This window comes from Nonomuraea sp. NPDC051191 (genome assembly GCF_044455665.1).
Taxonomy (GTDB): Bacteria; Actinomycetota; Actinomycetes; order Streptosporangiales; family Streptosporangiaceae; genus Nonomuraea.
The window spans coordinates 469,033-485,968 of the sequence record NZ_JBITEZ010000003.1; the positions used below are offsets into that span (position 1 = coordinate 469,033).

At 71.0% G+C, this 16,936-nt stretch carries 14 protein-coding genes; 4 read left to right on the forward strand and 10 right to left on the reverse strand.

Annotation, left to right across the window (positions count from 1 at the left end; all coding sequences use genetic code 11):
* Positions 1 to 44: 44 nt before the first annotated feature.
* Positions 45 to 1,406: an MFS transporter gene (locus tag ACIA8R_RS10700; RefSeq protein WP_364085142.1), complete on the forward strand. Its 1,362-nt coding sequence runs from the start codon at positions 45 to 47 to the stop codon at positions 1,404 to 1,406.
* Here ACIA8R_RS10700 and ACIA8R_RS10705 read toward each other — a convergent pair.
* The 3 genes from ACIA8R_RS10705 to ACIA8R_RS10715 are packed head-to-tail and all read right to left on the reverse strand — an operon-like array spanning position 1,366 to position 5,116.
* On the reverse strand, positions 1,366 to 3,930 hold the full coding sequence (locus tag ACIA8R_RS10705) for an FtsX-like permease family protein (protein WP_397037830.1): 2,565 nt from the start codon (positions 3,928 to 3,930) through the stop codon (positions 1,366 to 1,368). The genes ACIA8R_RS10700 and ACIA8R_RS10705 overlap by 41 nt on opposite strands.
* On the reverse strand, positions 3,927 to 4,607 hold the full coding sequence (locus tag ACIA8R_RS10710) for an ABC transporter ATP-binding protein (RefSeq protein WP_397037832.1): 681 nt from the start codon (positions 4,605 to 4,607) through the stop codon (positions 3,927 to 3,929). Before ACIA8R_RS10710 ends, ACIA8R_RS10705 begins: the two co-directional genes overlap by 4 nt.
* Complete coding sequence (locus ACIA8R_RS10715; protein ID WP_357697579.1) at positions 4,604 to 5,116, reverse strand: helix-turn-helix transcriptional regulator; 513 nt, start codon at positions 5,114 to 5,116, stop codon at positions 4,604 to 4,606. Before ACIA8R_RS10715 ends, ACIA8R_RS10710 begins: the two co-directional genes overlap by 4 nt.
* Positions 5,117 to 5,204: 88 nt before the next feature.
* Between ACIA8R_RS10715 and ACIA8R_RS10720 the strand changes: the two genes are divergently transcribed.
* Both ACIA8R_RS10720 and dacB read left to right on the forward strand, forming a co-directional pair.
* The gene (locus ACIA8R_RS10720) at positions 5,205 to 5,756 is read left to right on the forward strand and encodes an FHA domain-containing protein (protein WP_397037834.1); all 552 of its coding nucleotides are present in this window, start codon (positions 5,205 to 5,207) and stop codon (positions 5,754 to 5,756) included.
* A gap of 107 nt (positions 5,757 to 5,863) precedes the next feature.
* Positions 5,864 to 7,408 (forward strand): D-alanyl-D-alanine carboxypeptidase/D-alanyl-D-alanine-endopeptidase, encoded by a 1,545-nt coding sequence (dacB, locus tag ACIA8R_RS10725; protein WP_397037836.1) that lies wholly within the window; start codon positions 5,864 to 5,866, stop codon positions 7,406 to 7,408.
* 407 nt (positions 7,409 to 7,815) lie between these two features.
* On the opposite strand, the gene ACIA8R_RS10730 is transcribed toward dacB, so the two are convergent.
* Together ACIA8R_RS10730 and map are read right to left on the reverse strand one after the other, a co-directional pair.
* Positions 7,816 to 8,085: a hypothetical protein gene (locus tag ACIA8R_RS10730; RefSeq protein WP_352318980.1), complete on the reverse strand. Its 270-nt coding sequence runs from the start codon at positions 8,083 to 8,085 to the stop codon at positions 7,816 to 7,818.
* A 214-nt stretch (positions 8,086 to 8,299) separates the two neighbouring features.
* On the reverse strand, positions 8,300 to 9,067 hold the full coding sequence (gene map / locus ACIA8R_RS10735; protein WP_364085156.1) for a type I methionyl aminopeptidase: 768 nt from the start codon (positions 9,065 to 9,067) through the stop codon (positions 8,300 to 8,302).
* Positions 9,068 to 9,238: 171 nt separating this feature from the next.
* On the opposite strand from map, the gene ACIA8R_RS10740 reads away from it, so the two are divergent.
* A complete protein-coding gene (locus ACIA8R_RS10740; protein WP_397037838.1) occupies positions 9,239 to 9,922 on the forward strand; it encodes a YoaK family protein in 684 nt (227 codons plus the stop codon).
* Here the strand turns inward: ACIA8R_RS10740 and ACIA8R_RS10745 are convergent.
* The 5 genes from ACIA8R_RS10745 to ACIA8R_RS10765 form a co-directional block, all read right to left on the reverse strand.
* Complete coding sequence (locus ACIA8R_RS10745) at positions 9,904 to 10,521, reverse strand: class I SAM-dependent methyltransferase (protein WP_397037840.1); 618 nt, start codon at positions 10,519 to 10,521, stop codon at positions 9,904 to 9,906. The genes ACIA8R_RS10740 and ACIA8R_RS10745 overlap by 19 nt on opposite strands.
* Positions 10,522 to 10,624: 103 nt before the next feature.
* Complete coding sequence (gene ilvC, locus ACIA8R_RS10750; protein ID WP_125637313.1) at positions 10,625 to 11,608, reverse strand: ketol-acid reductoisomerase; 984 nt, start codon at positions 11,606 to 11,608, stop codon at positions 10,625 to 10,627.
* Between the two features lie 23 nt (positions 11,609 to 11,631).
* Positions 11,632 to 12,156, reverse strand: coding sequence for an acetolactate synthase small subunit (gene ilvN / locus ACIA8R_RS10755; RefSeq protein WP_352318972.1), 525 nt, complete (start codon positions 12,154 to 12,156; stop codon positions 11,632 to 11,634).
* A gap of 9 nt (positions 12,157 to 12,165) precedes the next feature.
* Complete coding sequence (locus ACIA8R_RS10760) at positions 12,166 to 13,932, reverse strand: acetolactate synthase large subunit (RefSeq protein WP_357697567.1); 1,767 nt, start codon at positions 13,930 to 13,932, stop codon at positions 12,166 to 12,168.
* Between the two features lie 180 nt (positions 13,933 to 14,112).
* Positions 14,113 to 16,728 (reverse strand): putative bifunctional diguanylate cyclase/phosphodiesterase, encoded by a 2,616-nt coding sequence (locus ACIA8R_RS10765; protein WP_397037843.1) that lies wholly within the window; start codon positions 16,726 to 16,728, stop codon positions 14,113 to 14,115.
* Between the last annotated feature and the right edge of the window lie 208 nt (positions 16,729 to 16,936).

Sequence of the window (16,936 nt, forward strand, 5' to 3'; positions counted from 1 at the left end):
CTGGGCCCTACCGAACAAGCTCTCGCTCGGCTTGAATAAGGCTCATGATCACAACGCCGGTGAGCGCGCCCACGGTCTCCAGGGGCGTGCGCCTCGGCTACGGCGTGGGCTCCTTCTGCACGGCCACGGTCAGCGCCGTGCCCGGCCTGCTCCTGCTGTACTACATGACCAACTTTCTGGCGGTGCCCGCGTGGCTGGCCGGCGTCGTGGTCACCGCCCCCAAGGTCTGGGACCTGATCATCAACCCGCTGGTCGGCCGGTGGTCGGACCGGACCGTCTCGCGCATGGGACCGCGCCGCCCCTGGCTGCTGGCCGGGTCGCTGACGCTGCCCGTCGCCTTCTTCCTCGTCTTCGCCGGGCCGCCGCTGACCGGCGTCCCGGCCGCCCTGTACGTCGGGCTGTGCTTCATGGCGACGGCCACGGCGTACGCGCTGTACGAGGTGCCGTACAAGGCCATGCCCGGCGAGATGACCGACGACTACCACGAGCGCACCTCACTGCTGCAGTGGCGGATGGTCTTCATCGGCGCGGCCACCGCGATCAGCGGCGTGCTGGCCCCGATGATCGCCACCGGCCAGGGCGAGGAGGGCACGCTCGGCAGCTACCGGCTGATGGGCCTGACGATCGCGCTCATCCTGCTGGCCTCGATGCTCGGCTCCTTCTTCGGCACCGCCCGCGCCCCCATGACCGGCGCCCCGGAGGCCGACCACGGCGGGTGGCGCGAGCAGTTCGCGGCGATCCGGGGCAACCGGGCGTTCCTGTGGCTGACCGTCATGGCCTGCCTGCAGATGCTGGCCGTCAGCATGATGCTGGCCGCGGCGCCGTACTTCGCGTCGTACACGCTGGGGTCGCCCAAGAGCACGCAGACGCTCTTCGCCGCGCTGGTCGGGCCGATGCTGCTGACCATGCCGCTGTGGGTGTGGCTGGCCCGGCGCTTCGACAAGCGCGGCGCGATGATCCTGGCCGCGCTGCTGTTCGGCGGCGGCACGGCGGCGGCCATGGCGACCCCGCTGTTCGGCCCCCTGTACGCCCACCTGACCATCCTGCTGGTCGGCATCGGGATCGCCGGGGTCGAGCTCATGCTCTTCTCGATGCTGGCCGACGTGGTCGCCACGGACGCGGCCGAGTCCGGCAAGCGGCGGGCGGGCGTGCTGACCGGGTTGTGGACGGCCATCGAGAGCGGCGTCAGCTCGTTCGGCGCGCTGATCTTCGGGATCATCCTGTCGATCGGCGGCTTCGTCGAGTCCGACGCGGGCACGCCCGTCCAGCAGCCGGACAGCGCCGTGACCGCGGTCCTCATCGGGCAGACCGCGGTCCCGGCGTTGATCATCTTCCTGTCCGTGCTGGTGACGCTGCGCTACCGGCTCAGGCCACCCGCCGCGCCAGCACCAGCCGCGTCCGGGTGAACAGCCCGGCCACCAGGGCCGCGACCAGCGGCAGCCCCAGCACGAGCGCGGCCAGGAACAGCCACGGGATGTCGATCATGGTGGGACCGTCCAGGAAGGGCCGCGAGCCGGCGTTGCCCTCCCTGGTCGCCGGCCAGGTCGCCGCCACCCCGGCGACGCATCCGGCCAGGAGGCCCACTCCCGCGCCGAGTCCCGCGATGTAGGCGGCCTGGGCGGCCACCACCAGCCTGCGCACCCGGGGCGCCGCGCCGACCGCCGACAGGTTGTTCAGGTCGGGACGCATGTCGGCCGCCGCCAGCCCCGTGGCCGCGAACGTGCCCCCGAGCACGAGGGTCAGCGCCGCACCGAGCAGGATCATGAGGACGAAGGCGCGCTCCTCCCCCATCCCCCGCTCGGCGTAGAGGAACAGGTTGCCGTTCACCTCGCCCCGCAGGTCGGCCTCCATGCGCCGTTCGTCCCGCGGCGGGGACGCGGTGTAGAGCAGCCGCTCGACCACGCCGAACCCGGCCTTGGTCAGCGCCTGCGGCGGGATCATGGCGCCCGCCTGACGGGGCTCGGCCCCGGTGGACAACACGGCCGGGATCCGGATGGTCCTGATGGTCGAGCGGGTGGTCGAGTCCTGGCGGTCGACGGAGACCTCGATCATGCCGTCGCGCACCACGTCCGGGCTGAACGCCACGGCCTTGCCCGCCGCCAGCGCGGCGGCCGCCTGCGGGTCACGGCGCTTCTGGAGAAAGGCGAGCAGGTCGGCGCCGCCGATCGGGGGACGGTCGTGGACCCACGGTGAGCACAGCTCCGTCCCGCACGTCCCGTTCAGGGTCAACCACATGGTCCGGCCCTTGGCGTCCGTCACCTCATGTCCGGTGACGATCTCCGTGCCGGGGAAGCGAACGCGGACGGCCTGCTTCAGCCGGGTCCACGTCTGGTCGTCCATCGCCGTGGCGCCGCCGATCACCGTGCTGCCCAGTGGGAACACCGAGACGTTCATCTCCTCCCGGTGGGCGTAGGCGCTACTGCTGCCGATGCCGAGCGTGACCGCCCCCATGGTGGCCGCCATGACGGCCGCGGCGGCGGAGGCCGTACGGACGCGGTGGCGCGCGGCGTCGCGCACGGACAGGCGCAGCGCGAGCGGCAGCCTGACGGCGATCCGCGAGGTGGCCTGGACCAGCCACGGCATCAACGCGACCACGCCGAGCACGAACGGCACGAAGGCCGCCGTCATCGACACCACGCCCCTGGTCATGGCGTAGCCGGTCGCCCCCAGCCCCACCACCAGCAGCAGGACCCCGAGCACGGGACGCCGGGCCCGCCCCCGGACCTCGGCGGCCCGCCCGGCCAGCACCAGCGCGGTGTTCTGCCGGCTCGCCTGCACCGCGGGCACGATCGCCGCGACCAGCCCGCTGACCAGGCCGAGCACCGCCACGCCGAGCACCGGCAGCCAGGGCACGTCGGCCGGCCCGTGCGTCCAGTCCAGTTCCCTGGCCGCGATCGACTCGACCAGCAGGCCGGGGCCGATGCCCAGGACCACCCCGAGCACGGCCGCCGCGCCGCCGAGCACCAGGCCGTCGGCCAGCACGATCATGCGCAGGTGCCGCGCCGACCCGCCCTGCGCGGCGATCATCGCCAGCTCCCTGCGCCGCCGCCGCAGCCCCACGGCGAACGCCGGCCCGGCCAGCAGCACGGTCTCCATGACGACGAGCACGATCGCGACGCCGAGCTGGACCAGGTCCCGTGTGTTTCCCGGGCCGTCGAAGCGGGAGTCGTCCCCCGCGTGGGCGTCAAGCACCGCGCGGGAGGTGACGCCCAGGCCCACCCGGTTGAGCTGCTGCACCTTCGACCACATGACGGGAACGGCGGTGTCGGCCAGCCAGCCGCTGCTGTTGCCGTCGTTCTGGCGCTGGAGCAGGCCCTCCGGCAGAGCGACCAGCTCAAGGATGCCGGGTCTGTTGGGGTTCTCGACGACGCCGACCACCTTCACGGTGCGCTCCGGCCGCCGCGTGACGAGCGTGTCGCCCACCCGGACGCCGCTGTCGGCCATCTTCGACGAGATCGCCACTTCCCCCGGCGCGGTGGCGAACCGGCCCTGCTTCAGTGGGCGCATCCCGGCCGTCATCGGGTCGCGCAGGTCGATCTCCAGGACGTCCGCCATATTGAAGCCGTCGGGCAGCCGGACGTTGACCACGCTCTCCTGGTAGCGCAGCAGGCGACCGGGGAGCAGCGTGTTGATCTCGGCGGTCGTCCACGGCCGCATCGGGCCGGTGCTCTGGCTCTGGTACGCGGAGTAGCCGTCGTAGTTCTGCTTGACCGGCAGGCGGAACGAGAAGGTGGACAGGCGGGCGTCGGCCGCCCCGATCTCCGACACGGCCCTCTCCTGCATGGTGATGTTGGTCGTGGCGGCCCCGGTGAGCACCGCCGTGATCACCAGCACCGGCAGCCCGATCATCACCATGATCAGCGCGGTACGGCCCTTGGCCCGCCACGCGCTCCGCCTGGAGATGCGCAGGGCGGCGAGGAAGGCGCTCATCGAGAGCTCTCCAGCCGCACCGCCGACGCCTCCGCGATCAGGCCGTCGCGCAGGTAGACCACCCGGTCGGCCCAGGCCGCGTAGCGCGGCTCGTGGGTGACCAGCAGCACCGCCGCGCCCGCGTCGCAGCGCTCGCGCAGCAGGTGCAGGATCTCGTCGCCGGTGGCCGTGTCGAGGGCGCCGGTCGGCTCGTCGGCCAGCAGCAGCCGCCGTTCGCCGACCAGGGCCCTGGCGATGGCCACGCGCTGGCGCTGGCCGCCGGACAGCTCCTCGGGGAACCGGTCGGCGATCTGCTCCACACCCACGTCGGCCAGGACGGCCAGCGCCTCCCGGCGGGCCTGGGCGGCGCGGACGCCGTCCAGCTCCCTGGGCAGCATCACGTTCTCGGCGGCCGTCAGGGACGGGATCAGGTTGAGGTCCTGGAAGACGTACCCGACGCTGCCGCGTCGCAGCGCGGCCAGGTCGCGGACCCCGGCCAGGTCACGGCCCTCGATCAGGACCGCTCCCGACGTGGGCCGGTCGAGGCCGCCCGCCAGGTTGAGCAGGGTCGACTTGCCCGAGCCCGACGGGCCCATGACCGCGACGAGCTCCCCCTGCCCCACCTCCAGGCTGACGCCGCGCAGGGCGTGCACCTGGCCGTGCTCGCGGGTCACGTCCCGCAGCTCCACCACAGTCATTGGTTCTTCTCCTTGACAACGGCCTCGCAGTGGTCAAGCCAGCGCTGCTCGGCCTCGACCTTGAAGATCATCGATTCCAGGACGAGCCGCTGGGCGAGACCGCCCCCCGTGGCCCTCTTGGCCCTGGTCAGGTCCTGAAGCGTGCGCATGCCCGCCATCCGCTGGGCCTGGATGACCTCCCCGACGTCCACGTCGGTGGCGGCGACGGCCATCGCGATCTTGATGACGAGCTCGTCCCGAGGCCGGTCGGAGTGGTCGACGGGGGTGCTGAACCATCGCTCCAGCTCCTCCCGACCGGCCTCGGTGATCGTGTAGACGGCTCTGCCCTGCTCGTCGGCGCCGCCGGGCGCCACCAGGCCGTCACGTTCCAGGCGGGAGAGCGTCGTGTAGACCTGGCCGATGTTGAGCGGCCAGGTCGCCCCCGTCGACGCCTCGAACTCCACCCGGAGCTGATAGCCGTAGCGCGGCGCGCTGCTCAGCAGAGCGAGCAGTCCGTGTCTGATCGACATGGATACTGAGTATGCATACCGAGTATGGCCACCGCAACCGATCCGCGTATTCTGGACACGGAACGCCGTTCAGGCCGATACTCGGGACATGAGCTCCACACAACCGCCGTTCCGCGCCTCCGACGGGGAACGCGACCGTGCGATCGACGAGCTCAAGCACCGGGCCGTGGAGGGCCGGATCTCCCACGACACCTTCGTCGGCCGGGTCGACCAGGCGCTGCGGGCGCGCAACCAGCACGAGCTCGACGAACTGGTCGCCGACCTGCCGCGACGTGCGACGATCAGGCAGCGGCTCACGGACGCGGTCTCGTCGGTGTCGGAGTTCACCACCCGGCTCCAGTCGGCCTGGCGGCGGCCCCGGCTGCCCCGGCTGGCCCTGCCGGACGACGACCGGCTGCGTTACGTCGTCGGCCGGGGCTCGGCCTGCGATCTTGTCCTGTCGGACCTGACGGTGTCGCGCGTGCACGCCGAGCTGCGGCGGGAGGGCGACGGCGGCTGGATGCTGGTCGATCTCGGCTCGCTCAACGGCACCCGGCTCAACGGGTGGCGGCTGGTGGGGCCCGCCCGGGTGAAGTCGGGCGACGAGATCTCCTTCGGCGACTGCGGCTTCCTGCTGGCCTCGGACATTTCGTCCGTCTGACACGGCGCGCCGCCGGAGCTCGCCCCAGAAATACGGATATTTGCGGATTACACGGCGACTGCGCTGATTCATGCTCACATGCGATCCCCCAGTCCCTTGGAGACCACATGCGGCGCACCTCAGCCTCCCTCCTCGCGGGCACGCTCGTCGCGGCACTCGCGTGGGCGTCCGGCCCCTCCACACCGGCGGTCGCCCTCGACCCCTCGCCCGGCGTGGCCGACCTGACCCAGGACATCAACCAGATCCTCGGCGACTCCCGGCTCACGATCGGCCGGGCGGGCGTCGTCGTGAAGAGCGCCGCGAACGGCGAGCAGCTCTACGCCACCGACGCCGGCAAGCTCCTGACCCCGGCGTCCAACACCAAGCTGTTCACCTCGGCCGCGGCGGTGCAGACGCTCGGCCTGGACTACCGCTTCCCGACCACCGTGCTGAACGCCGGCCGCAAGGTCGGCTCGGTGCTCACCGGCGACCTCGTGCTGCGCGGCACCGGCGACCCGACCATGCTCGCCGAGGACTACGACGCGCTGGCGGCCAAGGTCGCCGCATCCGGCGTCAAGGTCGTCACGGGCAAGCTGATCGCCGACGACACCTGGTTCGACGGCCAGCGGCTCGGCACCGACTGGGCCTGGGACGACGAGACCGCCTACTACGCGGCGCCGATCTCCGCCCTGACCGCCTCCCCCGACCGGGACTACGACGCCGGCTCGGTGATCGTCTCGGTGGAGGCCGACGGCGGCCAGGTCAAGGTCTCGACGACCCCGGAGACCGACTACCTGAAGATCGTCAACAAGGCCACCGTGGGCGCCGAGACCGACGTGCTCATCGAACGGCAGCACGCTTCCCGGACGGTCGTGATCACCGGCACGGTCGCGGACCCGTACCAGGAGTGGGTGGCGGTGGACGACCCCACGGCGTACGTGTCCACGCTGTTCCGCAAGGCGCTGGCCGCGCACGGCGTACGGGTGCTCGGGCCGACGGCGACGGGCGCGGCCCCCGCCGGGGCGGCCGAGCTGGCCAGGCACGACTCGATGCCGCTGAGCGAGCTGCTGGTGCCGTTCCTGAAGCTGAGCAACAACATGCACGCCGAGATCCTGACCAAGGCCATGGGCCGCAAGGCCGCGAACCAGGGCACCTGGTCGGCCGGCCTCAAGGTCGCCACGGACTTCGCCAAGGCCAACGGCGTCCAGGTGATCAACATGCGGGACGGTTCCGGGTTGTCGCGCCGGGACGGCTTCTCGCCGGACTCGATCGTGCAGCTGCTGACCGCCGTACGGACCAAGCCGTGGTTCAGCACCTGGTACGAGGCCCTGCCCATCGCCGGCAACGCCGACCGCTTCACCGGCGGCACGCTGCGCAGCCGGATGCGGAACACCCCCGCGGCGAACAACGTGCACGCCAAGACGGGCTCGCTGACCGGCGTGACCTCGCTGTCCGGCTACGTGACCAGCGCCGAGGGCGAGCCGCTGGTCTTCTCCATCATGCTGAACCAGTTCCTGTCCGGCTCGCCGAAGGACATCGAGGACAAGATCGCCGTACGGCTCGCGCAGTTCTCGCGGGCGACGGCGACCGACGTCACCGCCCAGCTCAAGGCCGCCGACCAGGGAACGGCGGGCGACCTGGAGTGCTCGTGGCTCAAGCCGGCCCAGTGCTAGCGGCCCGGTAGAGGGCCTGGCGGCCTCCGACGCATGGGGGCCGCCCCGGCTCGACAGAGGTGATCACGATCCGATCACCTGGAGCCCCAGATATAGTCCACATTTTCACTACATAGCCGACACAGGCGCGCCAGAATTCGGAGTCAACGCCGAGGCGAACCCCCAGATCCCGGGAGCGCCGGGCCGTCACCGGCCACACCCCCAAGCCGGTCGTCCCACCGAATGCCCGGCACGCTCCCTCCCGGCGGGCCCGCGCCGCACGTCCCCCCGCACACCGGACCGCGGCCGGGCCCGCCCCCCCTCGACCGGGGGACCGGCACAGGCCACGCCGCGTCGCGGCACGGCAAAGGGGCCCGCCCGGACGGGCGGACCCCTCGGTCACGCAGTTCAGCCGCTGAGGAATTACGTCAGCTGACAGCGCACTTCGTGTCTTTGCTCTTGATGCCGAGGATCTGGCTCAGGATGTCGCCGGTCTCGAGGACGAGCACACCGCTGGTGCTGTTGTCGACCTCGCCACGGGCGAAGATGTTCTCGTCACCGCAGACGAAGAGAACCCGGCCCGGGTCCTCGTCGGAGTGAGGGACGAAGGCCATGTGAGGGGTCGCCGCTAGAGCCGAGCCGCCGACCATGACCATCCCGCCGACGAGCCCGGCCAGGATGAGCCCTTGTCTGAACATATCGATTCTCCTTGATACCTATCGACTACTCTCCGTAGCTATCGGGAGGAGATTTGCCCTAGGCCCTCTTTCAACAAACGCCGGTATTTCTGTCTTTACCTGCGCAAACACGCGGCATGAGGGAAGGGATGACACGGCCCGCCCTTCTTGACCGACAGGTGTACGCGGCAGAGGAATATCCGGCTCCGCCGTGACCCCGCACTGACGCGTCCTCTCAGGGGAGGGTGAGAACCACCGGGCCGTCGGCGGTGATGGCCACCGTGTGCTCGACGTGGGCGCTCCTGCTGCCGTCCCCGGAGCACACCGACCAGCCGTCCTCGGCCATGCGGTACTCGTCGTCGCCGCCCGCCATCAGGCTGGGCTCGATGGCGATCACCAGGCCGGGACGCAGCCGCAGTCCCAGTCCGGCGCGCGCCTCGTTGGGCACGAACGGCGACTCGTGCATGGCCCGGCCGATGCCGTGGCCGCCGAAGTCGTTCTGCATGCCGTAGCCGGCGCCGCGGCCGACCAGCGACATCGCGTGGCCGATGTCGCCCATCCGGCCTCCGGGCACGGCGGCCGCGATGCCCGCCGCCAGCGTCTCGCCGGCCACCTGGACGAGCTTCAGGTCCTCGGCCCGCGCGCGCCCGACGGAGAAGCTGACCGCGCCGTCGGCGTGCCAGCCGTCCACGTGCGCGCCGAAGTCGACGCTCAGCAGGTCGCCGTCGCGCAGCCGGTACGGCGTCGGCAACCCGTGCAGCATGACCCCGTTCACGGACGTGCACACCACCCCCGGGTACGGCATGGCCCCGAACGACGGATGGTAGCCCAGGAACGACGACCGCGCCCCCGCCTCGTGCATGACCTCGCGGGCCACCTCGTCGAGCTCCAGCAGCGACACCCCGACGGCGGCCCGCTCCCTGACGGCGGCGTGCACGGTGGCCACGACGCGGCCCGCCTCCCGCATGGCGTCGATCTCCCCGGCGGTCTTGAGCGTGATCACAGCGGCCTCCCAGCCCTCGGCACGATAACTATACCGGTATTATTATCACGCTTCACGGGGGCTTCAAGACTCCCCACCGAACCCCAAGACCGGACGGGGATCTCTAGACGGACCCGATAACACCCGACTCATTGACTAATTACGTAGAGTAACCGCTATAGTGCTCGGAGTATGCGTTTCGGACGGTTCTCGATGCTCGCTCTGGCGCTCGCGGCAGGGGCCGTCGACGCGCTGAGCTTCCTTGCGCTCGGCCAGGTGTTCACCGCGAACATGACCGGCAACATCGTCCTTCTCGGCCTGGCCATCGGCACCGGCGACACCTCGCACGTCATCCGCTCGGGCCTCGCCCTGGCCACGTTCTGCCTGGGCCTCACCGCGGGCTTCACCCTGCTGGGCCGCACCCCGTCCGCGGGACGGGATCCCCCGGCGGCGGTGCCGGCGCGTCCCCTGACGGTGCTGCTCGCCGAGCTGGCGCTGCTGGTGCTGGTGGCGGCCGGATGGGCGGCGCACGTGCTGCCGCGTCCGGCGCTGATCGCCGCCTCGGGGACGGCGATGGGCCTGCAGAGCGCGGTCACGCGCTGGGCGGGCGGCCCCGGGCTGTCCACCACCTACCTCACGGGCACACTGACCAGCCTGGCGGGCCGGGCGGTCGGTCCGCGCTCGGGGATGCTGCGCCCGCTGGGCGTGGTGCTCTGCGTGGTCTCCGGCGCCGTCATCGCGGCCCTGGCGCTACGCCTGCACCACCCGCTCACGCCGTTCATCGCCCCGGCCACGGTCGCCGCCGCCATCGCCGCCTGGGCCCTCACCTCCGGAGACCGCGCTCACCGCGGTGAAGGTCAGGACGGCTTGCGGTAGGTCAGCAGGTAACGCCAGAAGAGCCGCCGGCGCAGGGAGAAGCCGGGGAGCAGCGACGCCGCCTCCTGCCGGACCTCCTCCAGGGACATCTCCGGCGGCCGTACAGGCGCGGGCACATGCACGGCACGACGCCCTCCGTCCCGACCTCCCGCCCGCTCCCCCGCCGCCACCGCCACCCGTGCCGCCGCGTTCGCCGGTACGGCCGCCAGGCTCCAGACGAAGTCGGCCGTCGTCCGCTCCGCGTAGCACCCGAGGACGGCCAGCACCCCGCCGGGCGCCAGCGCGTCCCGGAGGGCCGCCACCGTCCCGAACGGCATGTGGTGCAGGCTGGCCAGGCAGGAGATGTAGTCGTAGCGCCCCGGGGGCAGCTCCATGCGCGTGACGTCGGCGCACACGAACCGCACGCCGTCCACCGGCGACGCCGAGGCGGCCTCGATCACCTCCGGGGCCGGGTCCACCGCGTCCACCTCGATCCCGAGGCCCGCGAGCCGCCGCGCGAAGCGCCCGGTGCCACAGCCGACGTCGAGCGCCGTACGGGCTCCTCCGGGCACGAGCCGGGCCATCGCCCGGTGGTAGTGATCGTTGTGATCGAAGGGCATCCCGGCATCATGCCATCGGACCGCCCGAAACCCCCCGAAGTCGGGGAAAAGACATCGCCCGCCCGCTGACCGTGCAGCGGGCGGGCGACGTGCGGCGCGAAGGTCAGCCCTTGAGCCAGCTCATCATCGGACGCAGCTTGGCGCCCGTCTTCTCGATCGGGTTCTCGGCCAGCTCCTCGCGGTAGCGCGTGAAGTCCTTCTGGCCGCCGTCGAACTCCTCGACGAGCTGCCGGGCGAAGGTGCCGTCCTGGATCTCGCCGAGGATGCGGCGCATCTCCTGACGGGTCTCGTCGGTGATGACGCGCGGGCCGCGGGTGTAGCCGCCGTACTCGGCGGTGTCGGAGACCGACCAGTACATCTTGGAGATGCCGCCCTCGTACATGAGGTCGACGATGAGCTTCATCTCGTGGAGGCACTCGAAGTAGGCGACCTCGGGCTGGTAGCCGGCCTCGATGAGGGTCTCGAAACCCGCCTTGATCAGCTCGGAGACGCCGCCGCACAGCACGGCCTGCTCGCCGAACAGGTCGGTCTCGGTCTCCTCGGTGAAGGTGGTGCGCAGCGCGCCGGCGCGGGTGCCGCCGATGCCCTTGGCGTACGACAGCGCCAGGTCCAGGGCCTTGCCGGAGGCGTCCTTCTCGACGGCGACGAGACACGGGACGCCGCGGCCGGCCTCGAACTGGCGGCGGACCAGGTGGCCCGGGCCCTTCGGGGCGACCATGCAGACGTCGACGCCCTCGGGCGCCTCGATGAGGCCGTAGCGGATGTTGAGGCCGTGGCCGAAGAACAGCGCGTCGCCCTCGACGAGGTTGGGGGCGACGTGCTCGGCGTACAGGTGGCGCTGGATGTGGTCCGGCGCGAGGATCATGGTGAGGTTGGCCTCCTCCACCGCCTCGGCCGGGGTGACGACCCGCAGCCCGTCGTTCTCCGCCTTCTCGCGGCTCTTGGAGCCCTCGGGGAGGCCGACGCGCACGTCGACGCCGGAGTCACGCAGGGAGAGCGCGTGGGCGTGGCCCTGGCTGCCGTACCCCAGCACGGCCACATGACGTCCCTGGATGATCGACAGGTCGGCCTGGTCGTCGTAGTAGATCTCGGTCACTTCTGTAGAACCTTTCAGGCGGTACGGTCCAGTGCCCTGAGGGACCGGTCGGTAATGGAACGGGCGCCGCGGCCGATGGCCACCATGCCCGACTGGACGAGCTCTTTGATCCCGAACGGCTCAAGGACCTTGACGAACGCCTCAAGCTTGTCGGGAGTGCCGGTGACCTCTATGGTCACCGCGTCGGCCGCGACGTCCACGCAGCGCGCGCGGAAAAGATTGACGAGTTCGAGCACGTGCGACCGGTTCTCGGCGTCGGCCTTGACCTTGATCAGCATGAGCTCGCGCTGAACGGACTGCGACGGGTCCAGTTCGACGATCTTCAGGACGTTGACCAGCTTGTTGAGCTGCTTGGTGACCTGTTCAAGGGGCAGCTCCTCCACGCTCACCACGATCGTGATGCGCGAGATGTCGTCGTGCTCGGTGGGCCCGACGGCGAGCGAGTCGATGTTGAACCCCCGCCTGCTGAACAGCGCGGAAACACGTGCGAGAACGCCCGGCTTGTTCTCCACGAGCACGGACAGCGTGTGCCTGCTCATCGGTCGCTCCTAGTCATCCTCGTTCTCCCACTTCGGCGCCATGTCCCGGGCGATCTTGATGTCGTCGTTGCTGGTGCCGGCCGCGACCATGGGCCACACCATGGCGTCCTGGTGGACGACGAAGTCGATCACGACCGGCACGTCGTTGATCTCCATGGCCTTCCTGATGGTCGCGTCGACGTCCTCGGCGCGCTCGCATCGCAGGCCCACACAACCATAGGCCTCCGCCAGCTTGACGAAGTCGGGGATGCGACGCGCGGTCTGCAGGTCGGTGTTGGAGTAACGCTCCTCGTAGAAGAGCGTCTGCCACTGGCGGACCATGCCGAGGTTGCCGTTGTTGATGACGGCGATCTTGACCGGCACGCCCTCCAGGGCGCAGGTGGCCAGTTCCTGGTTGGTCATCTGGAAGCAGCCGTCGCCGTCGATGGCCCACACCGTGGCCTCCGGCCGGCCCATCTTGGCGCCCATGGCGGCCGGGACGGCGAAGCCCATCGTGCCGAGACCGCCGGAGTTGATGAACGTCCCGGGGTTCTCGTAGTCGATGAACTGCGCGGCCCACATCTGGTGCTGCCCGACCCCCGACACGTAGTACGCGTCGGGCCCGGCGATGGCGCTCAGCCGCTCCATCACGTACTGGGGGGCCAGCGTGCCGTCCTCGAAGGTCTCGTAGCCGAGCGGGTAGGTCTCCTTGTAGCCGTTCAGGACGGTCCACCAGTCGGTGTAGTCGCCCTTCTGGCCCGAGGCCTGGATCGCGCCGACGAGGTCGCTGATGACCTCCTTGCAGTCGCCCACGATGGGCACGTCGGCGTGCCGGTTCTTGGAGATCTCGGCGGGGTCGATGTCGGCGTGCACGACCTTGGCCTGCGGCGCGAACGAGGACAGGTTGCCGGTCACCCGGTCGTCGAAGCGCACGCCCAGCCCGATGATCAGGTCGGATCTCTGCAGGGCGCCCACGGCCGAGACGCTACCGTGCATGCCCGGCATGCCCATGTGCTGGGGGTGGCTGTCCGGGAACGTGCCACGCGCCATCAGGGTGGTGACGACCGGGATGCCGGTCAGCTCGGCGAGCTGCAGGAGCTCGGCCGATGCACCGGCCTTGTGCACGCCGCCGCCGACGTACAGGACGGGCCTGCGCGACTCGGCGATCAGCTTGGCGGCCTCGCGGATCTGCTTGGAGTGCGGCCTGGTGACCGGGCGGTAGCCCGGGAGCTGCATGACAGGCGGCCAGCTGAAGGTGGTCTGGGCCTGCAGGGCGTCCTTGGAGATGTCCACCAGCACCGGGCCGGGACGGCCGGTCGAGGCGATGTGGAACGCCTCCATGATCGTGCGGGGGATGTCCGCCGGATCGGTGATCAGGAAGTTGTGCTTCGTGATCGGCATGGTGATGCCGGAGATGTCGGCTTCCTGGAAGGCGTCCGTGCCGATCATCGGCGCGGCGACCTGGCCGGTGATCGCCACGATCGGCACCGAGTCCATGAAGGCGTCGGCGATGGGCGTCACCAGGTTGGTGGCCCCGGGGCCGCTGGTCGCCATGCACACGCCCACCTTGCCGGTGGCCTGCGCGTAACCCTCGGCCGCGTGGCCGGCGCCCTGCTCGTGCCGTACAAGCACGTGCCGGACCTTGGTCGAGTCGTAGAGGGGATCGTAGGCGGGCAGAATCGCGCCGCCCGGGATCCCGAACACGGTGTCGACTCCCACGTGCTCCAGCGCCCTCACCAGGGCCTGTGCACCTGTCATCCGTTCGGTCATCGGCTCGTTCCTTGCGTGGCTACTCACTTAAGGACATAAAAAATGCCCCGTCCCACCGGCGGAGGTGGGTGTGGGGCGGCGCGCAGGTCGGAGTGCTTCGCTATCGGCCTGCGCGCCGGCGAAGTACTACGAGAATCTCACTGCGAAGCATGGCTTACACCATAGCCGCTCAGAACGCCCCGGTGTCAACTTGGCGGGACACGAGTCTCAAACGGTGAGACTCGTCCGCATCAGGCTGTCCACGCCGCGCGCCGCCATGGGACGTGCCACCAGGAAACCCTGCCCCCTGGTGCAGCCCATCTCGCGCAGCAGCTCCAGCTGCTCCGGCCGCTCGATGCCCTCGGCCACCACGGTGAGCCCGAGGTCGTGGCCGAGCCGCACGATCGTCCGGGTGAGCAGGGTCAGCGTGTCGTCCCTGCCCAGCCCGGACACGAACGACGGGTCGATCTTGATCATGTCGACCGGGAGCTGCCGGAGGAAGGCGAGGGAGGCGTAGCCGGTGCCGAAGTCGTCGATCGCCAGGCGCACGCCCAGCGCCCGCAGCTCCGAGAGCCGCTTGATGGTCTCCTCGGCGTCCTCGACGAGCATCTCCTCGATCACCTCAAGGGTGAGCGCGGAGGCGGGCAGGCCGCTCTCGGCCAGCGCCTGCTCGACGGTCTCGACGAACCGGGGGGCGGTGATCTGCCGCGCCGACAGGTTGAGCGACAGGCCGATGTCCCAGGACGAGGCCCGCCAGGCGGCCACCTCGCGGCACGCCTCGCGCAGGATCCACTCGCTCAGCGGCACGATCAGCCCGGTGTCCTCGGCCGGGCCGAGGAACTGCTCGGGCGGCACGAACACCGAGCCCCGCCACCACCGCACCAGCGCCTCCACCGCGGTCACCCGGGACGTGGCCAGGTCGACCACGGGCTGGTACTCGATGGCGAACTGCTGCTCGATGAGCGCCCGCTGCAGGTCGGCGGCCAGCTCCAGGCGGCGCACGACGTCGGCGTGCATCTGCGCGGCGAACACCTCGACCCGGCGGCCGCCCAGTTCCTTGGAACGCGCCATCGCCACATCGGCGTTGCGCATGAGGTCGCCGGCGGGCAGGCCGTCCTCGGTGAAGGCCACGCCCACGCTCGCGGTCAGCGCAACGTCGCGGTCGGCCACCCGGAAGGGCTCCTGGGAGACCGCGCGTACCAGGCGCTCGGCCATGTCCACGGCCATCTGCGCGTCGCCGCCGGTCTCCACGAGCACGGCGAACTCGTCACCGCCCCAGCGGGCCAGCGTGTCGTCGGCGCGTACGGCCCCGCGCAGCCGCCGGGCGGCCTGGCCGAGCAGGTAGTCGCCGCTGGCGTGCCCCACCGAGTCGTTGACCGAGGTGAACCCGTCGAGGTCGAGGAAGATGACCGCGACGTTGCCGGACGTGCGGCCCGACAGCACCTCGCGGGTGCGCTCCTCGAAGTAGGCGCGGTTGGGCAGCCCGGTGACGCCGTCGTGGAAGGTGAGGTGGGCGACCTGGTTGCGCAGGGCCTCCTCGTCGCTGACGTCGCGGGTGGTGACGAGCATGAGGTCGTCGCCGCCGATGTGGCGGGTGGCGACGGACTCGGTGGGCCGCCAGGTGCCGTCGGCGGCGCGCACCCGGCAGGCGATCATGCAGGCGCCCGGCGCGGCGCCCTCCTCGTCGGTGGTCATGGCGCGCATCGCGGCCTGGATGCCGGGGACGTCCTCGGGGTGGATGTAGTCGAAGATCGAGCCGCCGACCAGGTCCTCGGGAGGGTAGCCGTAGGTGACCTCGACGCCGGCGCCGATCTGGTGGACCACGCCCTCGTAGTCGCACAGCAGCACCACGTCGCCGGTGCTCTCGGCCAGCTCCCTGAGCTGCCGCTCGCCCAGCGAGACCAGGCCGCGCAGCCGGATGGAGGCCGCCGAGAGCACGAACAGGCGGACGAGCAGGAGCAGCACCACGGAGACCGCGACCACCACGACGCCGGTCACCGGCTGCGCGGCGCGGGAGCCCGCGAGGTGGGCCAGCAGCGTGCAGGCGGCCACGGCGACGAGCGCGAGCGGCATCATCGCGACCACGTTGCGCACGACCGGACCGCCCACCGGCCGCGCCCGCGGCCCCCAGGGCACGGCGGCCAGCAGCAGCAGCGCCACCGGCACGAGCATGACGGTCGTCATGGGCGGCTGCTCGCCGGACAGACGGGCCATGGCGGCCGACAGCCCGCCCACGGTCATGGTGGCGAGCACGCCCACCCCGGCCAGGCCGAGCAGCCAGGAGCCCGCCCTGCTGTTGAGCACCGAGGGGATCACCCCGCAGGTGACGAGCAACGCGATCATCGGCGGCACCATGGCGAACGTGAACGTGGGCGCGTCGCCCGTGTCCTCGTAGTAGTGGCGCAGCGCGACCACCCAGCCGATGAGGAAGAGCGAGGCCGCGCACAGGTACGCGTCCGTGAGATGCCTCAGCACGACCTTGGCCGGGAACCTGCGGTCGGCGGCGATCAGCGCGCCGCCCGCGATGATCACGGTGCCGAGCAGGACGAACAGGTCGGCGAAGCCGACGACGAAGCTCGTGGCAACCGAGCGCAGCGCCACACCCGCGGCCCACACGACCGCGCCGCCGCCCATCCAGCGCGCGGCCATCGCCGTCGAGCGGTGTTCGGCCGACCTGAGCGAGACCCCCAGCAGCGAGGCGGCGGCGACGAGGGCCGCCACGCCTCCGGCCACGGCCCCGGTCAGCAGGGCCGGCCCGCCCGCGAGGAGCGCGGCGGCGAACGCCACCACTCCTGCCGCCCCTGCGGCGGCCAGCGGCGCCCGTGGATCACGCCAGCGGATCACAGTCGTTGCCCATCCTGTCTTGAACCCTGCACCAGTGTCCGCCGAAGCCCGGCGGGCACATCGCCAGTGTGTGCGGTCGCGGATGCGCGGGTGGTGACAACGCCGATGTCGTCACCGATCTGATAACCACACAGACCAATTTCCGCCAAGAGTTCCTTGACAGCGAGTCAGGAACTCCCTGCAGACGCCACCGTACGCACGAAAGGTC

What these genes read in the sequence shown, in the direction of transcription:
- ACIA8R_RS10745 (WP_397037840.1), bottom strand. Translation starts at nt 10,521, where the DNA reads ATGCCCTTCGATCACAACGATCACTACCACCGGGCGATGGCCCGGCTC.
- ilvN (WP_352318972.1), bottom strand. Translation starts at nt 12,156, where the DNA reads ATGAGCAGGCACACGCTGTCCGTGCTCGTGGAGAACAAGCCGGGCGTT.
- ACIA8R_RS10710 (WP_397037832.1), bottom strand. Translation starts at nt 4,607, where the DNA reads ATGACTGTGGTGGAGCTGCGGGACGTGACCCGCGAGCACGGCCAGGTG.
- ACIA8R_RS10720 (WP_397037834.1), top strand. Translation starts at nt 5,205, where the DNA reads ATGAGCTCCACACAACCGCCGTTCCGCGCCTCCGACGGGGAACGCGAC.
- ACIA8R_RS10715 (WP_357697579.1), bottom strand. Translation starts at nt 5,116, where the DNA reads ATGTCGATCAGACACGGACTGCTCGCTCTGCTGAGCAGCGCGCCGCGC.
- ACIA8R_RS10740 (WP_397037838.1), top strand. Translation starts at nt 9,239, where the DNA reads ATGCGTTTCGGACGGTTCTCGATGCTCGCTCTGGCGCTCGCGGCAGGG.
- ACIA8R_RS10730 (WP_352318980.1), bottom strand. Translation starts at nt 8,085, where the DNA reads ATGTTCAGACAAGGGCTCATCCTGGCCGGGCTCGTCGGCGGGATGGTC.
- ACIA8R_RS10705 (WP_397037830.1), bottom strand. Translation starts at nt 3,930, where the DNA reads ATGAGCGCCTTCCTCGCCGCCCTGCGCATCTCCAGGCGGAGCGCGTGG.
- dacB (WP_397037836.1), top strand. Translation starts at nt 5,864, where the DNA reads ATGCGGCGCACCTCAGCCTCCCTCCTCGCGGGCACGCTCGTCGCGGCA.
- ACIA8R_RS10700 (WP_364085142.1), top strand. Translation starts at nt 45, where the DNA reads ATGATCACAACGCCGGTGAGCGCGCCCACGGTCTCCAGGGGCGTGCGC.